Origin of the sequence: Pseudomonas sp. A6, from assembly GCF_052367875.1 — a bacterium.
Taxonomy (GTDB): Bacteria; Pseudomonadota; Gammaproteobacteria; order Pseudomonadales; family Pseudomonadaceae; genus Pseudomonas; species Pseudomonas citronellolis.
In genome coordinates, this window is record NZ_CP198970.1 from 5,740,813 (window position 1) to 5,757,260 (window position 16,448).

18 protein-coding genes are annotated in these 16,448 nt (G+C 66.7%); 7 read left to right on the plus strand and 11 right to left on the minus strand.

Going from position 1 to position 16,448, the window contains the following annotated elements; all coding sequences use genetic code 11:
- The first annotated feature begins 14 nt into the window (after positions 1 to 14).
- Together ACTWJ5_RS25200 and ACTWJ5_RS25205 are read left to right on the plus strand one after the other, a co-directional pair.
- A complete protein-coding gene (locus tag ACTWJ5_RS25200; protein WP_074978900.1) occupies positions 15 to 1,847 on the plus strand; it encodes a cation:proton antiporter in 1,833 nt (610 codons plus the stop codon).
- A 116-nt stretch (positions 1,848 to 1,963) separates the two neighbouring features.
- Positions 1,964 to 2,641 carry a hypothetical protein gene (locus ACTWJ5_RS25205; protein ID WP_074978902.1) on the plus strand — a complete coding sequence of 226 codons (678 nt, stop codon included), beginning with the start codon at positions 1,964 to 1,966 and terminating at the stop codon, positions 2,639 to 2,641.
- 431 nt (positions 2,642 to 3,072) lie between these two features.
- On the opposite strand, the gene rplS is transcribed toward ACTWJ5_RS25205, so the two are convergent.
- From rplS to ffh, 5 genes are all read right to left on the minus strand, one after another.
- Positions 3,073 to 3,423: a 50S ribosomal protein L19 gene (gene rplS / locus ACTWJ5_RS25210; RefSeq protein ID WP_009616363.1), complete on the minus strand. Its 351-nt coding sequence runs from the start codon at positions 3,421 to 3,423 to the stop codon at positions 3,073 to 3,075.
- A 44-nt stretch (positions 3,424 to 3,467) separates the two neighbouring features.
- Positions 3,468 to 4,211, minus strand: a complete 744-nt coding sequence (gene trmD / locus ACTWJ5_RS25215; protein ID WP_009616361.1) for a tRNA (guanosine(37)-N1)-methyltransferase TrmD — start codon at positions 4,209 to 4,211, stop codon at positions 3,468 to 3,470.
- Between the two features lie 24 nt (positions 4,212 to 4,235).
- The gene (gene rimM, locus ACTWJ5_RS25220; protein ID WP_444436779.1) at positions 4,236 to 4,769 is read right to left on the minus strand and encodes a ribosome maturation factor RimM; all 534 of its coding nucleotides are present in this window, start codon (positions 4,767 to 4,769) and stop codon (positions 4,236 to 4,238) included.
- Positions 4,770 to 4,774: 5 nt separating this feature from the next.
- Positions 4,775 to 5,023 carry a 30S ribosomal protein S16 gene (gene rpsP, locus ACTWJ5_RS25225; protein ID WP_024766882.1) on the minus strand — a complete coding sequence of 83 codons (249 nt, stop codon included), beginning with the start codon at positions 5,021 to 5,023 and terminating at the stop codon, positions 4,775 to 4,777.
- A gap of 143 nt (positions 5,024 to 5,166) precedes the next feature.
- The gene (gene ffh, locus ACTWJ5_RS25230; RefSeq protein ID WP_074978905.1) at positions 5,167 to 6,540 is read right to left on the minus strand and encodes a signal recognition particle protein; all 1,374 of its coding nucleotides are present in this window, start codon (positions 6,538 to 6,540) and stop codon (positions 5,167 to 5,169) included.
- Between the two features lie 192 nt (positions 6,541 to 6,732).
- Between ffh and ACTWJ5_RS25235 the strand changes: the two genes are divergently transcribed.
- The 3 genes from ACTWJ5_RS25235 to ACTWJ5_RS25245 all read left to right on the plus strand — a co-directional run bounded on the left by ACTWJ5_RS25235 (position 6,733) and on the right by ACTWJ5_RS25245 (position 10,460).
- Positions 6,733 to 7,533, plus strand: coding sequence for a cytochrome C assembly family protein (locus tag ACTWJ5_RS25235; protein WP_009616342.1), 801 nt, complete (start codon positions 6,733 to 6,735; stop codon positions 7,531 to 7,533).
- Between the two features lie 46 nt (positions 7,534 to 7,579).
- Entirely contained in the window at positions 7,580 to 8,878 is a 1,299-nt protein-coding gene (locus ACTWJ5_RS25240) for an HlyC/CorC family transporter (RefSeq protein WP_256512480.1), read from the plus strand.
- 280 nt (positions 8,879 to 9,158) lie between these two features.
- Positions 9,159 to 10,460: an MFS transporter gene (locus ACTWJ5_RS25245; protein WP_249917591.1), complete on the plus strand. Its 1,302-nt coding sequence runs from the start codon at positions 9,159 to 9,161 to the stop codon at positions 10,458 to 10,460.
- Between the two features lie 342 nt (positions 10,461 to 10,802).
- On the opposite strand, the gene ACTWJ5_RS25250 is transcribed toward ACTWJ5_RS25245, so the two are convergent.
- Genes ACTWJ5_RS25250 through ACTWJ5_RS25270 form a run of 5 tightly spaced genes read right to left on the minus strand, consistent with a single transcriptional unit; the run spans position 10,803 to position 14,095 of the window.
- Complete coding sequence (locus ACTWJ5_RS25250) at positions 10,803 to 11,534, minus strand: SGNH/GDSL hydrolase family protein (protein WP_256512482.1); 732 nt, start codon at positions 11,532 to 11,534, stop codon at positions 10,803 to 10,805.
- Entirely contained in the window at positions 11,531 to 12,712 is a 1,182-nt protein-coding gene (gene purT, locus ACTWJ5_RS25255) for a formate-dependent phosphoribosylglycinamide formyltransferase (protein WP_444436780.1), read from the minus strand. Before purT ends, ACTWJ5_RS25250 begins: the two co-directional genes overlap by 4 nt.
- Positions 12,713 to 12,750: 38 nt before the next feature.
- Entirely contained in the window at positions 12,751 to 12,939 is a 189-nt protein-coding gene (locus tag ACTWJ5_RS25260) for a DUF1289 domain-containing protein (protein ID WP_009616323.1), read from the minus strand.
- Complete coding sequence (locus tag ACTWJ5_RS25265) at positions 12,936 to 13,460, minus strand: gamma carbonic anhydrase family protein (RefSeq protein ID WP_444436781.1); 525 nt, start codon at positions 13,458 to 13,460, stop codon at positions 12,936 to 12,938. The genes ACTWJ5_RS25260 and ACTWJ5_RS25265 overlap by 4 nt, the downstream gene beginning before the upstream one ends.
- A gap of 38 nt (positions 13,461 to 13,498) precedes the next feature.
- Positions 13,499 to 14,095, minus strand: coding sequence for a CoA pyrophosphatase (locus tag ACTWJ5_RS25270; protein WP_253408069.1), 597 nt, complete (start codon positions 14,093 to 14,095; stop codon positions 13,499 to 13,501).
- Between the two features lie 136 nt (positions 14,096 to 14,231).
- Between ACTWJ5_RS25270 and ACTWJ5_RS25275 the strand changes: the two genes are divergently transcribed.
- Both ACTWJ5_RS25275 and ACTWJ5_RS25280 read left to right on the plus strand, forming a co-directional pair.
- Complete coding sequence (locus tag ACTWJ5_RS25275; protein ID WP_009616318.1) at positions 14,232 to 14,786, plus strand: NUDIX hydrolase; 555 nt, start codon at positions 14,232 to 14,234, stop codon at positions 14,784 to 14,786.
- Positions 14,787 to 14,845: 59 nt separating this feature from the next.
- Positions 14,846 to 15,346 (plus strand): L,D-transpeptidase family protein, encoded by a 501-nt coding sequence (locus ACTWJ5_RS25280; protein WP_009616312.1) that lies wholly within the window; start codon positions 14,846 to 14,848, stop codon positions 15,344 to 15,346.
- A gap of 51 nt (positions 15,347 to 15,397) precedes the next feature.
- Here ACTWJ5_RS25280 and ACTWJ5_RS25285 read toward each other — a convergent pair whose 3' ends face one another.
- Positions 15,398 to 15,715, minus strand: a complete 318-nt coding sequence (locus tag ACTWJ5_RS25285; RefSeq protein WP_074978926.1) for a Nif3-like dinuclear metal center hexameric protein — start codon at positions 15,713 to 15,715, stop codon at positions 15,398 to 15,400.
- Positions 15,716 to 16,448: the final 733 nt, after the last annotated feature.

Sequence of the window (16,448 nt, forward strand, 5' to 3'; positions counted from 1 at the left end):
AAGGAATCCTCCGCATGGATGAAACCCGAGTTCTGCTTTCCCTCGGCGGCATCGGCGCCGGCGCCCTGCTCTGCCAGTGGCTGGCCTGGCGCCTGCGCCTGCCGGCGATCCTCTTCCTGCTGCTGTCCGGCATCCTCGCCGGGCCCCTGCTCGGCCTGCTCGACCCGCAGGCGCTGTTCGGCCCGCTGCTGTTCCCCCTGGTCTCGCTGTCGGTGGCGCTGATCCTCTTCGAAGGCAGCCTCACCCTGCACTTCAGCGAGTGGCGCGAGATCGGCAAGGTGGTGCAGCGCATGGTCACCTGGGGCGCGCTGCTGACCTGGGGCGTGATCGCCCTGGCGGTGCACTGGCTGCTGGACTTCAGCTGGGAGATGGCGCTGCTGTTCGGCACCCTCACCCTGGTCACCGGCCCCACGGTGATAGTGCCGATGCTGCGGGTGGTGCGGCCGAAGGCGACCATCGCCAACATCCTGCGCTGGGAGGGCATCGTCATCGACCCCATAGGCGCGCTGCTGGCGGTGGTGGTCTACAGCTTCATCGCCGCCAGCGACACCGGCAGCGGCTGGCGCCACAGTCTTGGCGCCTTCGCCGGGGTGATCGCCTGCGGCAGCGCCTTCGGCATCCTCGGCGGCCTGGCCCTGGGCCAGGTGCTGCGCCGCCAGTGGCTGCCGGACTACCTGCACAACCTGGCCGCGCTGTCGGCGGTGCTGGGCATCTTCATCGGCGCCAACCTCACGGTGCACGAGTCCGGCCTGCTGGCGGTGACGCTGATGGGCATGTGCCTGGCCAACATGAAGGGCGTGGACGTGCGGCAGATCCTGCACTTCAAGGAGAACCTCAGCGTGCTACTGATCTCCGGCCTGTTCATCGTCCTCGCCGCGCGCCTGGACCTGTCCGCCCTGCTCGGCCTGGGCCCGGCGGCGCTGCTGGTGCTGGCGCTGATCCAGTTCGTCGCCCGCCCGCTGAACGTGCTGGTGAGCAGCGCCGGCTCGTCGCTGAACTGGCGCGAACGGGCGCTGCTGGCCTGGATCGCCCCGCGCGGGATAGTCGCGGCGGCGGTCTCGGCGATCTTCGCCATCCGCCTGCAGGAGGCCGGCCACGAGCAGGCCCAGTTGCTGGTGCCGCTGACCTTCCTGGTGATCATCGGCACCGTGGTCCTGCAGAGCGCCACCGCGCGGCCCCTGGCGCGCCTGCTGAAAGTGGCGGAGCCGGCGCCCAGCGGCTTCCTCATCGTCGGCGCCAACCCGGTGGCGCGGGCCATCGGCACGGCGCTGAAGAACGCCGGCAGCCGCGTGCTGCTCACCGACTCCAGCTGGGAGAACATCCGCGCCGCGCGCATGGACAACCTGCCCACCTACTTCGGCAACCCCACCTCGCAGCATGCCGAGGCGCACCTGGACCTAGTCGGCCTCGGCCACCTGCTGGCCCTGTCGCCCTCCGGCGAGCTGAACACCCTGGCCTGCATGCGCTTCCGCCACGAGTTCGGCGCGCGCCTCTTCAGCCTGACCAGCGGCCAGGAGAGCCGGCGCACCGACAAGCACCGCGCCAGCGACCAGCACCGCGGGCACAACCTGAGCCCGCGCGAGCTGAGCTACCCGCAGTTCGCCGGCCTGCTGTCCCGCGGCGCCGAAGTGCGCAGCACCCTGCTCAGCGAGAGCTTCGGCTGGGAGCAGTACCAGGCGCTGTACGGCAACGCCGCCACCCTGCTGTTCGCCCGCGATCCCTCGGGCTGGATGCACGTGGCCAGCAGCACCCGGCCGCTGAACCCCGCGGAGAGCTGGCTGGTGATAGCGCTGATCGAGGAAGGCGCCCACGCGGCCGGCAAGGAGGACGACCGACAGTCGGAATGATCCGGGATCGGCTGGCGAATCGTCCGTCAGCCTATCCTAAGATGGGTGACAGGGCGGGGTGTCGGAAGCAATGATTGCACCACGCCATCATTCTTTCAGTTCCACGGTCCACAACCATGCCCAACACCCAGAATTCCCGCCTCGGCCAGATTCTCGTCAGCAAGGGCCTGATCAGCGCCGCCCAACTGGACCAGGCGATCCAGTTGCAATTGCGCAACGGCCTGCGCCTGGGGGAAACCCTGATCGCCCAGGGCTGGGTCAGCGAACGCCAGGTCAGGCAGGCGCTGAAGAAGCAGAACAACCTGCGCCTAGCCGCCACCCTGGTGGCGGCCCTGCTCGGCCCCTTCCAGCTGGCCAGCGCGGACATCCAGCGCCAACAGGCCCCGGCGATCAGCCAGAGCCACCAGCAGCGCGGGCTGAAGCCGCTGAGCGACAGCGAAATGAGCAGCATCAATGCCCAGGGTTTCGATGAAACCCTGCAGAGCCTGTTCGTCAGTGCCGAGGCCGGTGACGGCGTGGGCACCATGAAGCAACTGGCGCGCCTGGTGCTGCCGGTGGTGGACAGCCTGCAGGCCGAGACCTCGATGAAGGACGTGGTCTACGACACCGAACACATGGCCTCCAGCCTCAACCCCGACGGCTCGATCAGCCTGCGCCTGCCCAGCTCCATCGGCGAGATGCGCTTCGACAACATCCGCGTCGCCGGCGCCCCGCAGAGCCAGAGCATGGGCAGCCTGAGCCTGCAGGACATCGACCTGTCCCAGGCCTCGCTGCACGTCAGCATGCGGCCCTGAGGCGACCGGAAAGCCCGCTCCTACCATACCGGTGGGCATGGCTTTTCGTAGGAGCGAGCTTGCTCGCGAACAAACGCGGTGCCATGCGGTTCGCGAGCAAGAACTAGGCGTCCCCCTCGATCCTACGAAGAGCATCTCGGCGCAGCCGGCAAGCGTGTAGGGCGTATAACCGTTCGCGGTTATACGCCGTTTGACCTTGGCTACCGCTCCGCTCGGTTCCGGGCTTGTCGTGGGCCGACATTCTCCCAGGCTCAGCCATGGCGTAGCCGACGGGATGGGTGTAGCGGCGTACAACCGCGAACGGTTGTACGCCCTACGGTTCCAGGGAGACACAGGCAGGGCCCGCCCCTACAGGCGTCCCCGGCAAATCGCAGGCATGAAAAAAGCAGCCCGAGGGCTGCTTTTTTCCGGATCGACTGGGAGTCGTGGACTCAGACCAGTTTTTCCTTGATGCGCGCTGCCTTGCCGGACAGTTCGCGGAGGTAGTACAGCTTGGCCTTGCGCACGTCGCCGCGGCGCTTGACGCTGACGCTGTCGACCAGCGGGCTGTAGGTCTGGAAGGTACGCTCTACGCCTACGCCGTTGGAGATCTTGCGAACGGTGAACGCGCTGTTCAGGCCGCGGTTGCGCTTGCCGATCACGACGCCTTCGAAGGCCTGCAGACGCTGACGGTCGCCTTCCTTCACTTTCACCTGGACGATTACGGTGTCGCCGGGGGCGAACGCCGGAATCTCTTTGTTCATCTGTTCAGCTTCGATCTGCTGAATGATCTTGTTGGTCATCTCAGTGCTCCTAAGACAAGCGCTCGGCGCTCGCCATCGATACGTTAACTATCGTCCCGCTGGCGGATGTATTCCTCCAGCAGCTTCTTCTCTTCTCCAGAAAGCGAGCGGCAATCCAGAAGATCGGCACGTCGTTCCCAGGTCCTTCCAAGGGACTGCTGCAAACGCCAGCGCCGGATGTGTTCGTGGTTGCCGCTTAGCAGCACCTCGGGAACACGTTTGTCTGCGTACACCTCGGGTCGGGTGTAATGCGGACAGTCGAGCAGGCCGTCGGTGAACGAGTCCTCCTCGGCGGAGTCCACGTGGCCCAATGCACCGGGCAACAACCGTGTGACCGCGTCGATCAGCACCATGGCCGGAAGCTCACCCCCGGACAGGACATAATCGCCAATCGACCATTCCTCATCCACGTGCTCTTCGATGAAGCGCTCGTCGATGCCTTCGTAACGCCCGGCTATGAGGATCAACCGCTCCTCGTTCGCCAGTTCCTTCACGGCCGCCTGCGTCAGTTTGCGACCCTGCGGCGACAGGTAGATCACCTTCGCCGGTCCGCCTGCGGCTTGCCGGGCATCGCCCAGTGCGCCTTCCAGCGGCTTGATCTTCATCACCATGCCCGGACCACCGCCGAAGGGCCGGTCGTCCACCGTCTGGTGACGGTCATCAGTGTTGTTGCGTGGGTTGAAACACTCGAGCCGGATCAGCTCCTGTTTCACCGCACGGCTGGTGATGCCGTAGTCACTGATGGCGCGGAACATCTCCGGAAAGATGCTGATGACTCCGATCCACATGGGTTGAAACTCCTACCCTGCGGGTCAGAAATCCGCGTCCCAGTCCACCCTGATCTCGCCAGCCGCCAGGTCCACCGATTGCACGCATTGCTCCGTATAGGGCAACAGGCGCTCGCGGTCATCCAGGCTGCCCGCACAGGGCTTGACCACCATCACGTCGTTGGCGCCGGTCTCCAGCATGTGGTCGAGTATCCCGAACAGTTGCCCGTTCGTGTCGATCACCTTGAGACCTTCCAACTGGCTCCAGTAGAACTCGCCGTCGTCCAGCTCCGGGAGCTCGCTGCACGGTACCAGGATCTCGAAATCCGCATAGGTGCGGGCGACTTCGCGATCATCCAGTCCCTTCAGCTTCGCCACCAGGACATTGCCCTGCACGCGGCCACTGACCAGTTCAGCCTGTCGAACCTCGGTGCCACGCCGTAGCGTCCAGCGCCGGTAGTCCAGCAGGTTGTCCAACGGGTCGGTAAAGGAATACACCTTCACCTCGCCACGAATGCCATGCACGGAAACTATCTTGCCGAGTACGATCATTTCCTCGGCCGCAGGCATCGTGTTCATCGACTTCAGGCAGCCTTGGCGGCTTCCTTGATCAGCTGGGCAACGCGCTCGGACGGTTGGGCGCCCTGGCTCAGCCAGTAGTTCAGACGCTCCTGGTTGACCGAGAGCTTGACTTCGGCGCCAGTGGCGACAGGGTTGAAGAAACCGACGCGCTCGACGAAACGGCCGTCGCGAGCGTTGCGGCTGTTGGTCACGGTCAGGTGATAGAACGGGCGCTTCTTGGAGCCGCCACGAGCCAGACGAATGGTTACCATGCGTACATTGTTCCTATGGTTTGCTTGCAAAAAAGAAATGCAGCCCCCGGGCACGGAGCCCGAAAGGCCGCATATTCTATGAGCTAAAGCCCCGCGCCGCAAGCCGCAGCACGTCGGCCCGCCAGCCGGGCGGGCCCGTGGGGTCACATCTTCGGCATGCCGCCGGGGAACATGCTGCCCATGCCGCGCATCATCTTGGCCATGCCGCCCTTGGCGGTGACCTTCTTCATCATCTTCTGCATCTGCTTGTGCTGCTTGATGAGGCGGCCGACGTCCTGCACCTGGGTACCGGAACCCATGGCGATGCGGCGCTTGCGCGAGCCGCTGATCACTTCCGGGTCGCGGCGCTCGGCGGGGGTCATGGAGTTGATGATCGCCTCCATCTGCTTGAACTGCTTCTCCGCCGCGCCCTGGGCGTTGCCCATCTGCGCCAGGTTGACGCCGCCCATCATCGGCAGCTTGTCCATCAGGCTGCCCAGGCCGCCCATGTTCTTCATCTGCTGCAGTTGGTCGCGGAAGTCTTCGAGGTCGAAGCCCTTGCCCTTCTTGATCTTCTTCGCGAGCTTCTCGGCCTTCTCGCGGTCCATGTTCTGCTCGGCCTGCTCGATCAGGCTGAGCACGTCGCCCATGCCGAGGATGCGCGAGGCCACGCGGTCCGGGTGGAAGGGGTCGAGCGCTTCGCTCTTCTCGCCCATGCCGAGGAACTTGATCGGCTTGCCGGTGATGGCGCGCACCGAGAGCGCGGCGCCGCCGCGGGCGTCGCCGTCGACCTTGGTCAGCACCACGCCGGTCAGCGGCAGGGCGTCGTTGAAGGCCTTGGCGGTGTTGGCGGCGTCCTGGCCGGTCATGGCGTCGACCACGAACAGGGTTTCCACCGGCTGGATCGCCGCGTGGACCTGCTTGATCTCGTCCATCATCTCGCTGTCGACGTGCAGGCGACCGGCGGTATCCACGATCACCACGTCGATGAACTTCAGCTTCGCCTCGCGGATCGCCGCCTCGGCGATGGCCACCGGCTTCTGGCTGGTGTCCGAGGGGAAGAAGGTCACGCCGATGTCGTTGGCCAGGGTTTCCAGCTGCTTGATCGCCGCCGGGCGGTAGACGTCCGCCGAAACCACCAGCACGGACTTCTTCTTGCGCTCCTTGAGGAAGCGCGCCAGCTTGCCGGCGGTGGTGGTCTTGCCCGCGCCCTGCAGGCCGGCCATGAGGATGACCGCCGGCGGCGCGGCGTTGAGCGCCAGGTCCTCGTTGGCCGCGCCCATCAGCTCGACCAGCTCGGCCTGCACGATCTTCACGAAGGCCTGGCCCGGGGTCAGGCTCTTGGACACCTCGGTGCCGACCGCGCGCTCCTTGATGCGGTTGACGAAGTCCTTGACCACCGGCAGGGCCACGTCGGCCTCGAGCAGGGCCATCCGCACCTCGCGGAGCGTATCCTTGATGTTGTCCTCGGTCAGCTTGGCTTTGCCGGTGACCTGGCGCAGCGTTTGCGAGAGGCGGTCTGTAAGGTTTTCGAACATGCGCGTTCCTATCGGGCCGGGAGCGGCCGGGGTGGGCGTGGCAGCAAGCGCGGGATTATAACCAACTGCGAAGGCCGCAGACACCGCCGATGATCCCGCCGCAGCGAGAAAGCGAAGCGTTCCCGGCTGCTTTCTAGGCATGGGCGTTCTGTGCCAAACTCGGCACCTTTCGAAGGATTCGCCCAAGACGCTATGCACCCTCTGCTGCCCAGCCTGCTCGCCGCCCTCCTCTACCTGGGCGCCACGGCCTACCACGGTGTCTGCCTGGCGCGCCGCGCCGCGCCGAACAAACCCCTGCTGCTGGTGCTCGGCCTGGCCGCGCTGGTCGCCCAGTGCCTGGGCCTGACGCCGCAACTGCTGACCGACGCCGGGCTGGTGCTGGACTTCTTCAACGCCGCCAACCTGATCGCCGCGGCGGTGATCGCCCTGACCCTGCTGGCCTGCCTGCGCATCCCGGTGGAGAACCTGCTGCTGTTCCTCTTCCCGCTGGGCATGCTGACCGCCGCGCTGTCGGTGCTGGTGCCCCACGGCACCCTGGAGCCGATCAACGAGCAGCCGGGCATCCTCGCGCACATCCTGCTCTCGGTGCTGGCCTACGGCCTGCTCACCATCGCGGTGTTCCAGGCCCTGCTGCTGCTGGTGCAGGACCATCGCCTGAAGCACAAGCACCCGGCCGGGCTGATCCGCAACTTCCCGCCGCTGCAGACCATGGAAAGCCTGCTGTTCGGCTTCCTCTGGGGCGGCTGGGTGCTGCTCTCGCTGTCGCTGGTGTCCGGCTGGCTGTTCCTCGACAACCTGTTCACCCAGCACCTGGCGCACAAGACCATCCTCTCCTGCTTCGCCTGGGTGGTCTTCGCCGTGCTGCTGTGGGGCCGCCACCAGCTCGGCTGGCGCGGGCACAAGGCGATCCGCTGGACCCTGGCCGGCTTCTGCCTGTTGATGCTGGCCTACTTCGGCAGCAAGCTGGTCAAGGAATTCATCCTGCACATCTGAGCCCGGCGGCGCCTGGGCGCCACGGAACGCTGAGGGAACCCGACGCATGGGCGACATCCACCCCGGCTACCTGATCGGCCTGCTGGTCGTCCTGCTGCTGTGCTCGGCGTTCTTCTCCAGCGTCGAGACCGGCGTGCTCAGCCTGGACCGCTACCGCCTGCGCCACCAGGCCAAGCAGGGCAACCGCGCGGCGCGGCGCACCAGTTGGCTGCTGCTGCGCACCGACCGCCTGCTGGGCACCATCCTCATCGGCAACAACCTGGTCAACGTCATCGCCTCGTCCCTGGCCACCCTGCTGGCCCTGCGCCTGTGGGGCGACTTCGCGGTGGCGCCCACCGCCCTGGCGCTGACCCTGGTGCTGCTGATCTTCGGCGAGATCACCCCCAAGACCTACGCCACCCTGCGCCCGGAACGCGTGGCCTTCCCCGCCAGCCTGCCGCTGCTGTGGCTGCAGCGCCTGTTCAGCCCGCTGCTGTGGCTGATGAACGGGGTGAGCAACGGCATCCTGCGCCTGTGCGGCCTGGACCCGGCGCAGCGCCGCAGCCGGCCGCTGAACAACGACGAGCTGCGCAGCGTGGTCAGCGAATCCAGCGAGAAGCTCAGCGCCAACCGCCAGGACATGCTGCTGAGCATCCTCGACCTGGAAAAGATCACCGTGAACGACCTCATGGTGCCGCGCAACGAGGTGCAGGGCATCGACCTGGACGACGACGTGGAAAGCATCATCGGCCAGCTGCGCAACACCACCCACACGCGCCTGCCGGTGTTCCGCAACGACATCAACCAGGTCGAGGGCATCGTCCACATGCGCCAGATCGCCCGCCTGCTGACGCACAACCAGCTGACCAAGGACAGCCTGCGCGCGGCCTGCCTTGAGCCCTACTTCATCCCCGAGAGCACGCCGCTGGCCACCCAGCTGATCAACTTCCAGAAGCAGAAGCGGCGCATCGGCATCGTCGTCGACGAATACGGCGAGGTGATCGGCATCATCACCCTGGAAGACATCCTCGAAGAGATCGTCGGCGAGTTCAGCAACGCCGACGCCCTGCGCAACCCGGACATCCACCCCCAGGCCGACGGCACCTACGTGATCGACGGCTCGGCGAACATCCGCGAGCTCAACCGCGCCCTCGGCTGGCAACTGCCCAGCGAGGGGCCGAAGACCCTCAACGGCCTGGTCACCGAGGCCCTGGAGCAGATCCCCGACTGCCCGGTGTGCCTGCGCATCGGCCCCTACCGCCTGGAAATCCTGCAGTCCGGCGAGAACCGCGTGAAGAGCGTGCGCGTCTGGCTCACCGGGCGCGCCGCCGCGCCGGCGCCGGGCAGCGCCGACGGGCTTGCCTGAGCGGCCGGCCCGCGCCCTATAATCGCCCCCTGCTTACCCAGCATCCCGCGCCAGGGCCTGCGCTACCCGCGCAACGCCCGGCGCCAGTCGACCGCCCGCCAGCCCGAGCCCGGCCCCGCGCCTGCGCCCGGCGAAGCACCCGGCCTCGCCCCGACCCGCCGCGAGGTTCCCGCCCCTGCCCTACCCGGGTGGCGCTTCCCGCCTCGCGCACGGGCGCAGCCTCCATCGCCGCCGGACACGCCCGCAGAGCCGTGCCGGCCATGACTGACAGGGATATCCCATGACCACCGCCAGCCTTGCCGCTGCCGCCGAACAGCAACCCGCCAACTCCACCGCGCGGGTCGCGGTCGCCAGCTTCATCGGTACCGCCATCGAGTTCTACGACTTCTACGTCTACGCCACCGCCGCCGCCCTGGTGATCGGCCCGGTGTTCTTCCCGCAGACCTCGGGCACCGCGCAGATGCTCAGCGCCTTCATCACCTTCGGCATCGCCTTCCTCGCCCGGCCGCTGGGCTCGGCGCTGTTCGGCCACTTCGGCGACCGCATCGGGCGCAAGTCGACGCTGGTCGCCTCGCTGCTGCTGATGGGCCTGTCCACCACCCTGATCGGCCTGCTGCCGGGCTACGACAGCATCGGCGCCTGGGCCCCGGCGCTGCTCTGCCTGCTGCGCTTCGGCCAGGGCCTGGGGCTGGGTGGGGAATGGGGCGGCGCCGCGCTGCTGGCCACGGAGAACGCCCCCAAGCACCGCCGCGCCTGGTTCGGCATGTTCCCGCAGATGGGCCCGTCGATCGGCTTCCTCGCCGCCAACGGCCTGTTCCTCGGCCTGGCCATGACCCTCAGCGAGGAGCAGTTCCGCGCCTGGGGCTGGCGCATTCCCTTCATCCTCAGCGCGCTGCTGGTGATCGTCGGCCTCTACGTGCGTCTGAAGCTGTCGGAAACCCCGGTGTTCGCCAAGGCCATGGAACGCCAGGAGCGCTCCAGCCTGCCGATCGCCGAGCTGTTCGCCCAGCACTGGCGCCCGGTGCTGCTGGGCGCGCTGGCCATGGTGGTGTGCTACGCGCTCTTCTATATCTCCACCGTGTTTTCGCTGAGCTACGGGGTGACCAGCCTGGGCTACAGCCGCGAGCAGTTCCTCGGCCTGCTGTGCTTCGCGGTGCTGTTCATGGCCGCGGCCACGCCGATCTCCGCCTGGCTGAGCGACCGCTACGGGCGCCGCCCGGTACTGATCGTCGGCTGCATCGCCGCCATCCTCTCCGGCTTCACCATGCAGCCGCTGCTGAGCCAGGGCTCGTCGGTGGAAGTGGCGATCTTCCTGGCCCTGGAGCTGTTCCTCATGGGCGTGACCTTCGCCCCCATGGGCGCCCTGCTGCCGGAACTCTTCCCCACCCGCGTGCGCTACACCGGCGCCTCGGCGGCGTACAACCTGGGCGGCATCCTCGGCGCCTCGGTGGCGCCCTACATCGCCCAGAAGTTGGTGGGCATGGGCGGCTTGAGCTGGGTCGGCGGCTACGTGTCGGTGGCGGCGGCGCTGAGCCTGATCGCGGTGCTGTGCCTGCACGAGACGCGGGAGCGGGAGCTCTGATAGCGCCATCGCGACCGGGGCTGTCACTCCAGCCCCGTAGGATGGGTTGAGCGAAGCGATACCCATCGCCGTGACAGCATGGGTTTCGCAAACTCAACCCATCCTACGAAAGGCAACTCGGCGCAGACCATAGCCCCATCGGCGTACAACCGCGAACGGTTGTACGCCCTACGGTTTCTACGCCGCATCAGCCATGGCATATCCATGTAGGAGCGCCGGGATGCTCTTCGTAGGAGCGAGCTTGCTCGCGAACAGACTCCGCAGCGGGGCTCATTCGCGAGCAAGCTCGCTCCTGAAGCTGTGCTCGCCTGCAACGTAGCGGGCCCTGCCCGCGATCCGGCCTCAGCCGCGCTCCGCGGCCACCAGCCACTGGGCCAGATGCTCGCCCCACACCTGGTAGCCCAGCGCCGACGGGTGATAGCCATCGATGGCGAGATACTGCGGCTGCATCTCCAGCCCCACCGCGCAGTATCCAGCGCCTAGCGCCGTAGCCAATTCCCGCAACTGGCCATCCAGCAACGCAGCGCGCCAGCCCAGCAGTTGCCGCAGCAGCCAGGGCAAGGCGCGGAAATGCCGCAGCGGCGGCACCGCCGTGCACACCACCCGCGCGCCGCCGGCCTGGAAATGCCCGATCAGACGGGCGATGGATGCCTGCCAGCGCTCGGTGGAACTGAAATGCGTGGTGTCGTTGACGCCGAAGACCAGCGCCACCAGGTCATACCCCCCGTCGGCCAGCGGCAACAGGCGCTCGCAGGCCTCACCGGCGGTAATGCCGTTCTCCCCCAGCGCCCGCCAGGCCACCGGCCGTTGCAAACGCGCCGCCAGGGCCGCAGCGAGGCGCCCGGCCAGGGCGAAGTCCAGGCAGGAAGCGCCGACGCCGGCGACGGTCGACTCGCCCAGCAACAGCAGCCTCAATGGCTCGCCGGGGAGTTCGGCGCCGGCCAGCCCTTCGCGGGAACCGGCCGCCGGCGCCAGACGCAGGGCCGTGCGCCGGGTACGCACGGCCATCGGCAGGGCCAGCGGCAGCAACGGCAGCGCCGCCGCCCACCAGGCCAGCCCCGCCAGGCGGTTCACAGTTCGATGACCACCACCTCGGCCGAACGGGTGGCCTTGGCCCGCGCTTCCTCGATGGATTCGGCGCGCGCCAGGGCCACGCCCATGCGCCGCTGGCCGGAGACTTCCGGCTTGCCGAACAGACGCAGGGCGCTGTCCGGCTCGGTCAGCGCGGCGCCCAGGTTGCCGAAGCTGACCTGCTGCGACTCGCCGTCCACCAGGATCACCGCCGAGGCCGAGGGCCCGAACTGGCGGATCGCCGGGATCGGCAGGCCGAGGATGGCCCGCGCGTGCAGGGCGAACTCGGAGAGGTCCTGGGAGATCAGCGTCACCAGGCCGGTATCGTGGGGGCGCGGCGAGACTTCGCTGAACCACACCTGGTCGCCCTTGACGAACAGTTCCACGCCGAACAGGCCGCGCCCGCCCAATGCCTCGGTGACCGCCTTGGCCACGCGCTCGGACTCGTCCAGGGCCTTCGGGCTCATGGCCTGGGGCTGCCAGGATTCATGATAGTCGCCCTTGACCTGGCGGTGGCCGATGGGCGCGCAGAAGGTGGTGCCGCCGATATGGCGCACGGTGAGCAGGGTGATCTCGTAGTCGAAGTCGATGAAGCCCTCGACGATCACCCGGCCCTTGCCGGCGCGGCCGCCTTCCTGGGCGTAGTCCCAGGCGGCCTTGAGGTCGGCGTCGGACTTGAGCACGCTCTGGCCCTTGCCCGAGGAGCTCATGATCGGCTTGACCACGCAGGGGTAGCCCACCGCTGCGGCACCGGCGACGTAGTCCTCGTAGGTGTCGGCGAAGTGGTACGGCGAGGTGGGCAGGCCCAGTTCCTCGGCGGCCAGGCGGCGGATGCCCTCGCGGTTCATGGTCAGCTGCGCGGCGCGCGCGCTGGGCACCACGGTGTAGCCCTCGGCCTCCAGCTCGACCAGGGTGGCGGTGGCGATGGCCTCGATTTCCGGGACTATGTAGTGCGGCTTCTCCTGCTCGATCACCGCGCGCAGGGCGGCGTCATCGAGCATGCTCAGCACGTGGCTGCGGTGCGCCACCTGCATGGCCGGGGCGTTGGCGTAGCGGTCGCAGGCGATCACTTCGCAGCCCAGGCGTTGCAGTTCGATCACCACTTCCTTGCCCAGCTCGCCGGAGCCACAGAGCAGTACGCGGGTCGCCGTGGGCGACAGGGGGGTTCCAATACGGGGCATTGCGTGCAACCTCGGGAAGGGGATGTTCTGTCGGCGCGCTAGAGCAGCACGCCCTGTTCGCGGGCGCGCTCATGGCACAGGCGCAGCACCTCGCGGCGCTCGTCGTTGTCCATGCGGCCCCAGCGGGTGATTTCGTCGGCCGTGCGCTGGCAGCCTATGCACAGGTCCTGATCGTCCAGGGTGCAGACGTAGACGCAGGGCGAGGCCACCGGGCGTTCCTGGCTCATTCTTCCTGCTCGGCCAGGTCGCGGGCGTAGCGCTGGGCGTTGTGCACGTAGTGGGCGGCGCTGGCTTCGAGCATCTTCTTCTGCTGCTCGCTCAGCTCGCGCACCACCTTGCCGGGCGAGCCCATGACCAGCGAGCCGTCGGGGATCACCTTGCCTTCGGGGATCAGCGAGTTGGCGCCGATGATGCAGTACTTGCCGATCTTCGCGCCGTTGAGCACCACGGTGTTGATGCCGATCAGGCTGTAGTCGTCCACCGTGCAGCCGTGCAGCATGACGTTGTGGCCGATGGTCACGCCCTTGCCGATGTTCAGCGGGAAGCCCATGTCGGTGTGCATCACGGTGCCATCCTGGACGTTGCTGTTCTCGCCGATGTGGATCAGCTCGTTGTCGCCACGCAGCACGGCGTTGAACCAGACGCTGGCGCCGGCGTCCAGGCGCACCTTGCCGATCACCGCGGCGTTCGGGGCGATCCAGCTGTCGGGATGGGTTTCGACTCGGGCGTCGTCCAGGCGGTATTTCATCGGTGGCTCCTCAGGCATCTCGTTGTTGTACGCGCCGCTCAGCTGAGCTTGATGAATTGTGGCGGCGCTCGGTGCAGGTCGATGCGGTCATCGAACAGCAGGTTGACCAGCTCGACGACCATGATCGCCGACAGGCCCCAGATCTTGTATTCGCCGAAGCGGTAGCTGGGCACGTACCAGCTGCGCCCGAAGTAGTCGATGCGATGGGTCATTTCCCGCGGGTCGCCGCGGAAGAACTCCAGCGGCACCTTGAACACCGCGGCGATCTCGCCGTCGTTGGGGGTGTACTCGACGAAGTCCGGGACGAAACCGACGAACGGCGTCACCTTGATGCCGTGGCGCGAGACCAGGGTGCTCAGCGGCCCGAGCACCTCCACCAGGCTCGGCGGCAGGGCGATCTCCTCCTCGGCCTCGCGCAGCGCGGTGTGGATCAGGTCGACGTCCTCGGGGTCGCGGCGCCCGCCGGGGAAGGCCACCTCGCCGCTGTGGGTGGACAACCCGGTGGCGCGCAGGGTCAGCACCAGCTCTTCGCTGGGGGTGATGGGCAGCAGCACCGCCGCTTCGGGGAAGCGCTGCTCGCTGTTCAGGTCCTGGGGGGTGTGCGCCGTGATGCGCCGGCGCAGCTCGTCCAGCATGCGGACATCCTGCGTGTAAGCCATTCTCTCAATTGTGGAATCATGGCATGAAAGGCTGCCTCGCCCAAGCCCCACCCCCTTGCTGCGCGGGCCTTCCGGCGAGCAAGATGGCTGTATCGATTCCCAGGGAAAGTGCATGAAATTCTGCAGTCAGTGCGGCGCCAGCGTGAGCCTGCGCATCCCCAGCGGCGACAACCGGCCGCGCTACATCTGCGACCAGTGCCATACGGTGCATTACCAGAACCCGCGCATCGTCGCCGGCTGCCTGCCGGTATGGGAGGGGCGCATCCTCCTGTGCCGCCGCGCCATCGCCCCGCGCCAGGGCTTCTGGACGCTGCCGGCGGGCTTCATGGAGAACGGCGAGACCCTCGAGCAGGCCGCCGCCCGCGAGACGCTGGAGGAAGCCTGCGCCCGCGTGCGCCAGTTGCAGCTCTATACCCTGTTCGACCTGCCGCACATCAGCCAGGTGTACATGTTCTTCCGCGCCGAGCTGGCCGACCTGGACTTCGCCGCCGGCGAGGAAAGCCTGGAGGTGGGCCTGTTCGAGGAATCGGCGATTCCCTGGTCGGAGCTGGCTTTCCCCACCGTGGGCCGTACCTTAGAATGCTACTTCAGCGACCGGCAGAGGCAGGACTTCCCGGTGCGCAACGAGGCCATAGCACCCATGCCGGGCCACTATAAGAAGACCTGAACACTTTGCAGGGCCGTGCATCGCGGCGCTTTATCGAACATCCGGGGGATCGTCTTTCCATGCGCTGGCTGCTTGCCTTTCTGTGCCTGACCTTTGCCGCTCTATCGCAGGCCAATGCGACGCCGACCCTGGAAGGCCGCATCGACAAGGTGCTGGTGCTCAAATCCGAGCACAAGCTGCACCTCTTGAGCAACGGCAAGATCCTCAAGAGCTACCGCATCTCCCTGGGCAAGAGCCCGCGCGGCACCAAGCTGGCCGAGGGCGACAACCGCACGCCGGAGGGCTTCTACTGGATCGACTGGCGCAAGACCAGCGACAAGTTCAACCTCTCCATGCACATCTCCTACCCCAACGCCCGCGACGTGGTGCGCGCCCGCGAGAAGGGCCTGTCGCCCGGCGGCATGATCATGATCCACGGCACCCCGCTGAGCGACGAGTACCCGGAGTGGTACTTCTCCACCCTGGACTGGACCAACGGCTGCATCGCCATGACCAACCCGGACATGCAGGAGGTCTGGAGCCTGGTCAAGGACGGCACGCTGATCGAGATCCGCCCCTGAGGCGGCAATGAAAAAAGGCGCCTTCGGGCGCCTTTTTTCATTTTGCGGTGGCTAGAAGACCATGTCCGACAACCGCCACACCTCGAAGGCCGGCGTCTCGTAGGGGTGCGCGGCCTTCAGCGCCTTGACCGAGTCGTGGATCAGTTCGTCGGCCACCACCATCTCCACCTTCCATTCGGCCACCTGCTCGATGAGGCCGGTCGAGCCGAGGAAGGGGTTGCTACCCTGCAGCGGGCGGAACTGGCCCTGGCCGAGGGACTGCCAGCAGCAGCTGTCGTAGGCACCGATGCGTCCTGCACCTGCGGCGAACACCGCTTTCTTCACCGTCTCCAGGTGAGTCTCGGGAACATAGAAGCAGAGTTTGTACATCGGACGCTCCGTGGCGGAAAACTGGACCGGGTGGGGAGTCGAGGAGCGAATGCTGCCACAGATGATGGCGTTTTGCCTCCAATGACTCAGCGGTCATGCTCGGCAAATATCGACAGCGCGATTGCCTTCACGTTCTAAGGGAAAATTCCCAAGATTTTTAAAACGTGATGGAGCGCAGATTCAGTCGGAATCACTTTCCGATAAAGCGCCGCCAGCGCCCAGCCCAACCTTTGGTGGGGTCCGATTCGCTGCACCGCGATGCTCGTAGGAGCAACTGTCTTGCCGGCTGCGCCGAGGCGCTCTTCGTAGGAGCGAGCTTGCTCGCGAACAGACTCCGCAGCGGGGCTCATTCGCGAGCAAGCTCGCTCCTACAAAAGCCGTGCTCGCCTGCAACGCAGGATCTCATCCGCGAATCACGTCGATCGCGGACAAGGTCCGCTCCTACACTGTTTTCTGGGTTATTCCCCTTCGGGCCAGCGCAAGCGCTGTTCGCGATGGAGCCGCGTCCCGCGTTCGCGGGAATGACGGGGTAAGAATCGTGTTTTCCGACGTCATTCCCGCGAACGCGGGAACCCAATAGACAGTTACGCGTACGATGGCGCCTCCCTGTAGGAGCGGACCTTGTCCGCGATTCGCGCGCAGGGCGTGCTCCTACAGGAGGTCGGGTTCGCGAGCCCGCAACGAAAAAGGGGAAGGCCGAAGCCTTCCCCTTTTTCCTGCTACGTCAGATACG

Coding starts and splice junctions, on each gene's coding strand:
- ACTWJ5_RS25200 (WP_074978900.1), top strand. CDS start 15: ATGGATGAAACCCGAGTTCTGCTTTCCCTCGGCGGCATCGGCGCCGGC.
- ACTWJ5_RS25205 (WP_074978902.1), top strand. CDS start 1,964: ATGCCCAACACCCAGAATTCCCGCCTCGGCCAGATTCTCGTCAGCAAG.
- rplS (WP_009616363.1), bottom strand. CDS start 3,423: ATGACCAACAAGATCATTCAGCAGATCGAAGCTGAACAGATGAACAAA.
- trmD (WP_009616361.1), bottom strand. CDS start 4,211: ATGTGGATCGGAGTCATCAGCATCTTTCCGGAGATGTTCCGCGCCATC.
- rimM (WP_444436779.1), bottom strand. CDS start 4,769: ATGAACACGATGCCTGCGGCCGAGGAAATGATCGTACTCGGCAAGATA.
- rpsP (WP_024766882.1), bottom strand. CDS start 5,023: ATGGTAACCATTCGTCTGGCTCGTGGCGGCTCCAAGAAGCGCCCGTTC.
- ffh (WP_074978905.1), bottom strand. CDS start 6,540: ATGTTCGAAAACCTTACAGACCGCCTCTCGCAAACGCTGCGCCAGGTC.
- ACTWJ5_RS25235 (WP_009616342.1), top strand. CDS start 6,733: ATGCACCCTCTGCTGCCCAGCCTGCTCGCCGCCCTCCTCTACCTGGGC.
- ACTWJ5_RS25240 (WP_256512480.1), top strand. CDS start 7,580: ATGGGCGACATCCACCCCGGCTACCTGATCGGCCTGCTGGTCGTCCTG.
- ACTWJ5_RS25245 (WP_249917591.1), top strand. CDS start 9,159: ATGACCACCGCCAGCCTTGCCGCTGCCGCCGAACAGCAACCCGCCAAC.
- purT (WP_444436780.1), bottom strand. CDS start 12,712: ATGCCCCGTATTGGAACCCCCCTGTCGCCCACGGCGACCCGCGTACTG.
- ACTWJ5_RS25260 (WP_009616323.1), bottom strand. CDS start 12,939: ATGAGCCAGGAACGCCCGGTGGCCTCGCCCTGCGTCTACGTCTGCACC.
- ACTWJ5_RS25265 (WP_444436781.1), bottom strand. CDS start 13,460: ATGAAATACCGCCTGGACGACGCCCGAGTCGAAACCCATCCCGACAGC.
- ACTWJ5_RS25270 (WP_253408069.1), bottom strand. CDS start 14,095: ATGCTGGACGAGCTGCGCCGGCGCATCACGGCGCACACCCCCCAGGAC.
- ACTWJ5_RS25275 (WP_009616318.1), top strand. CDS start 14,232: ATGAAATTCTGCAGTCAGTGCGGCGCCAGCGTGAGCCTGCGCATCCCC.
- ACTWJ5_RS25280 (WP_009616312.1), top strand. CDS start 14,846: ATGCGCTGGCTGCTTGCCTTTCTGTGCCTGACCTTTGCCGCTCTATCG.
- ACTWJ5_RS25285 (WP_074978926.1), bottom strand. CDS start 15,715: ATGTACAAACTCTGCTTCTATGTTCCCGAGACTCACCTGGAGACGGTG.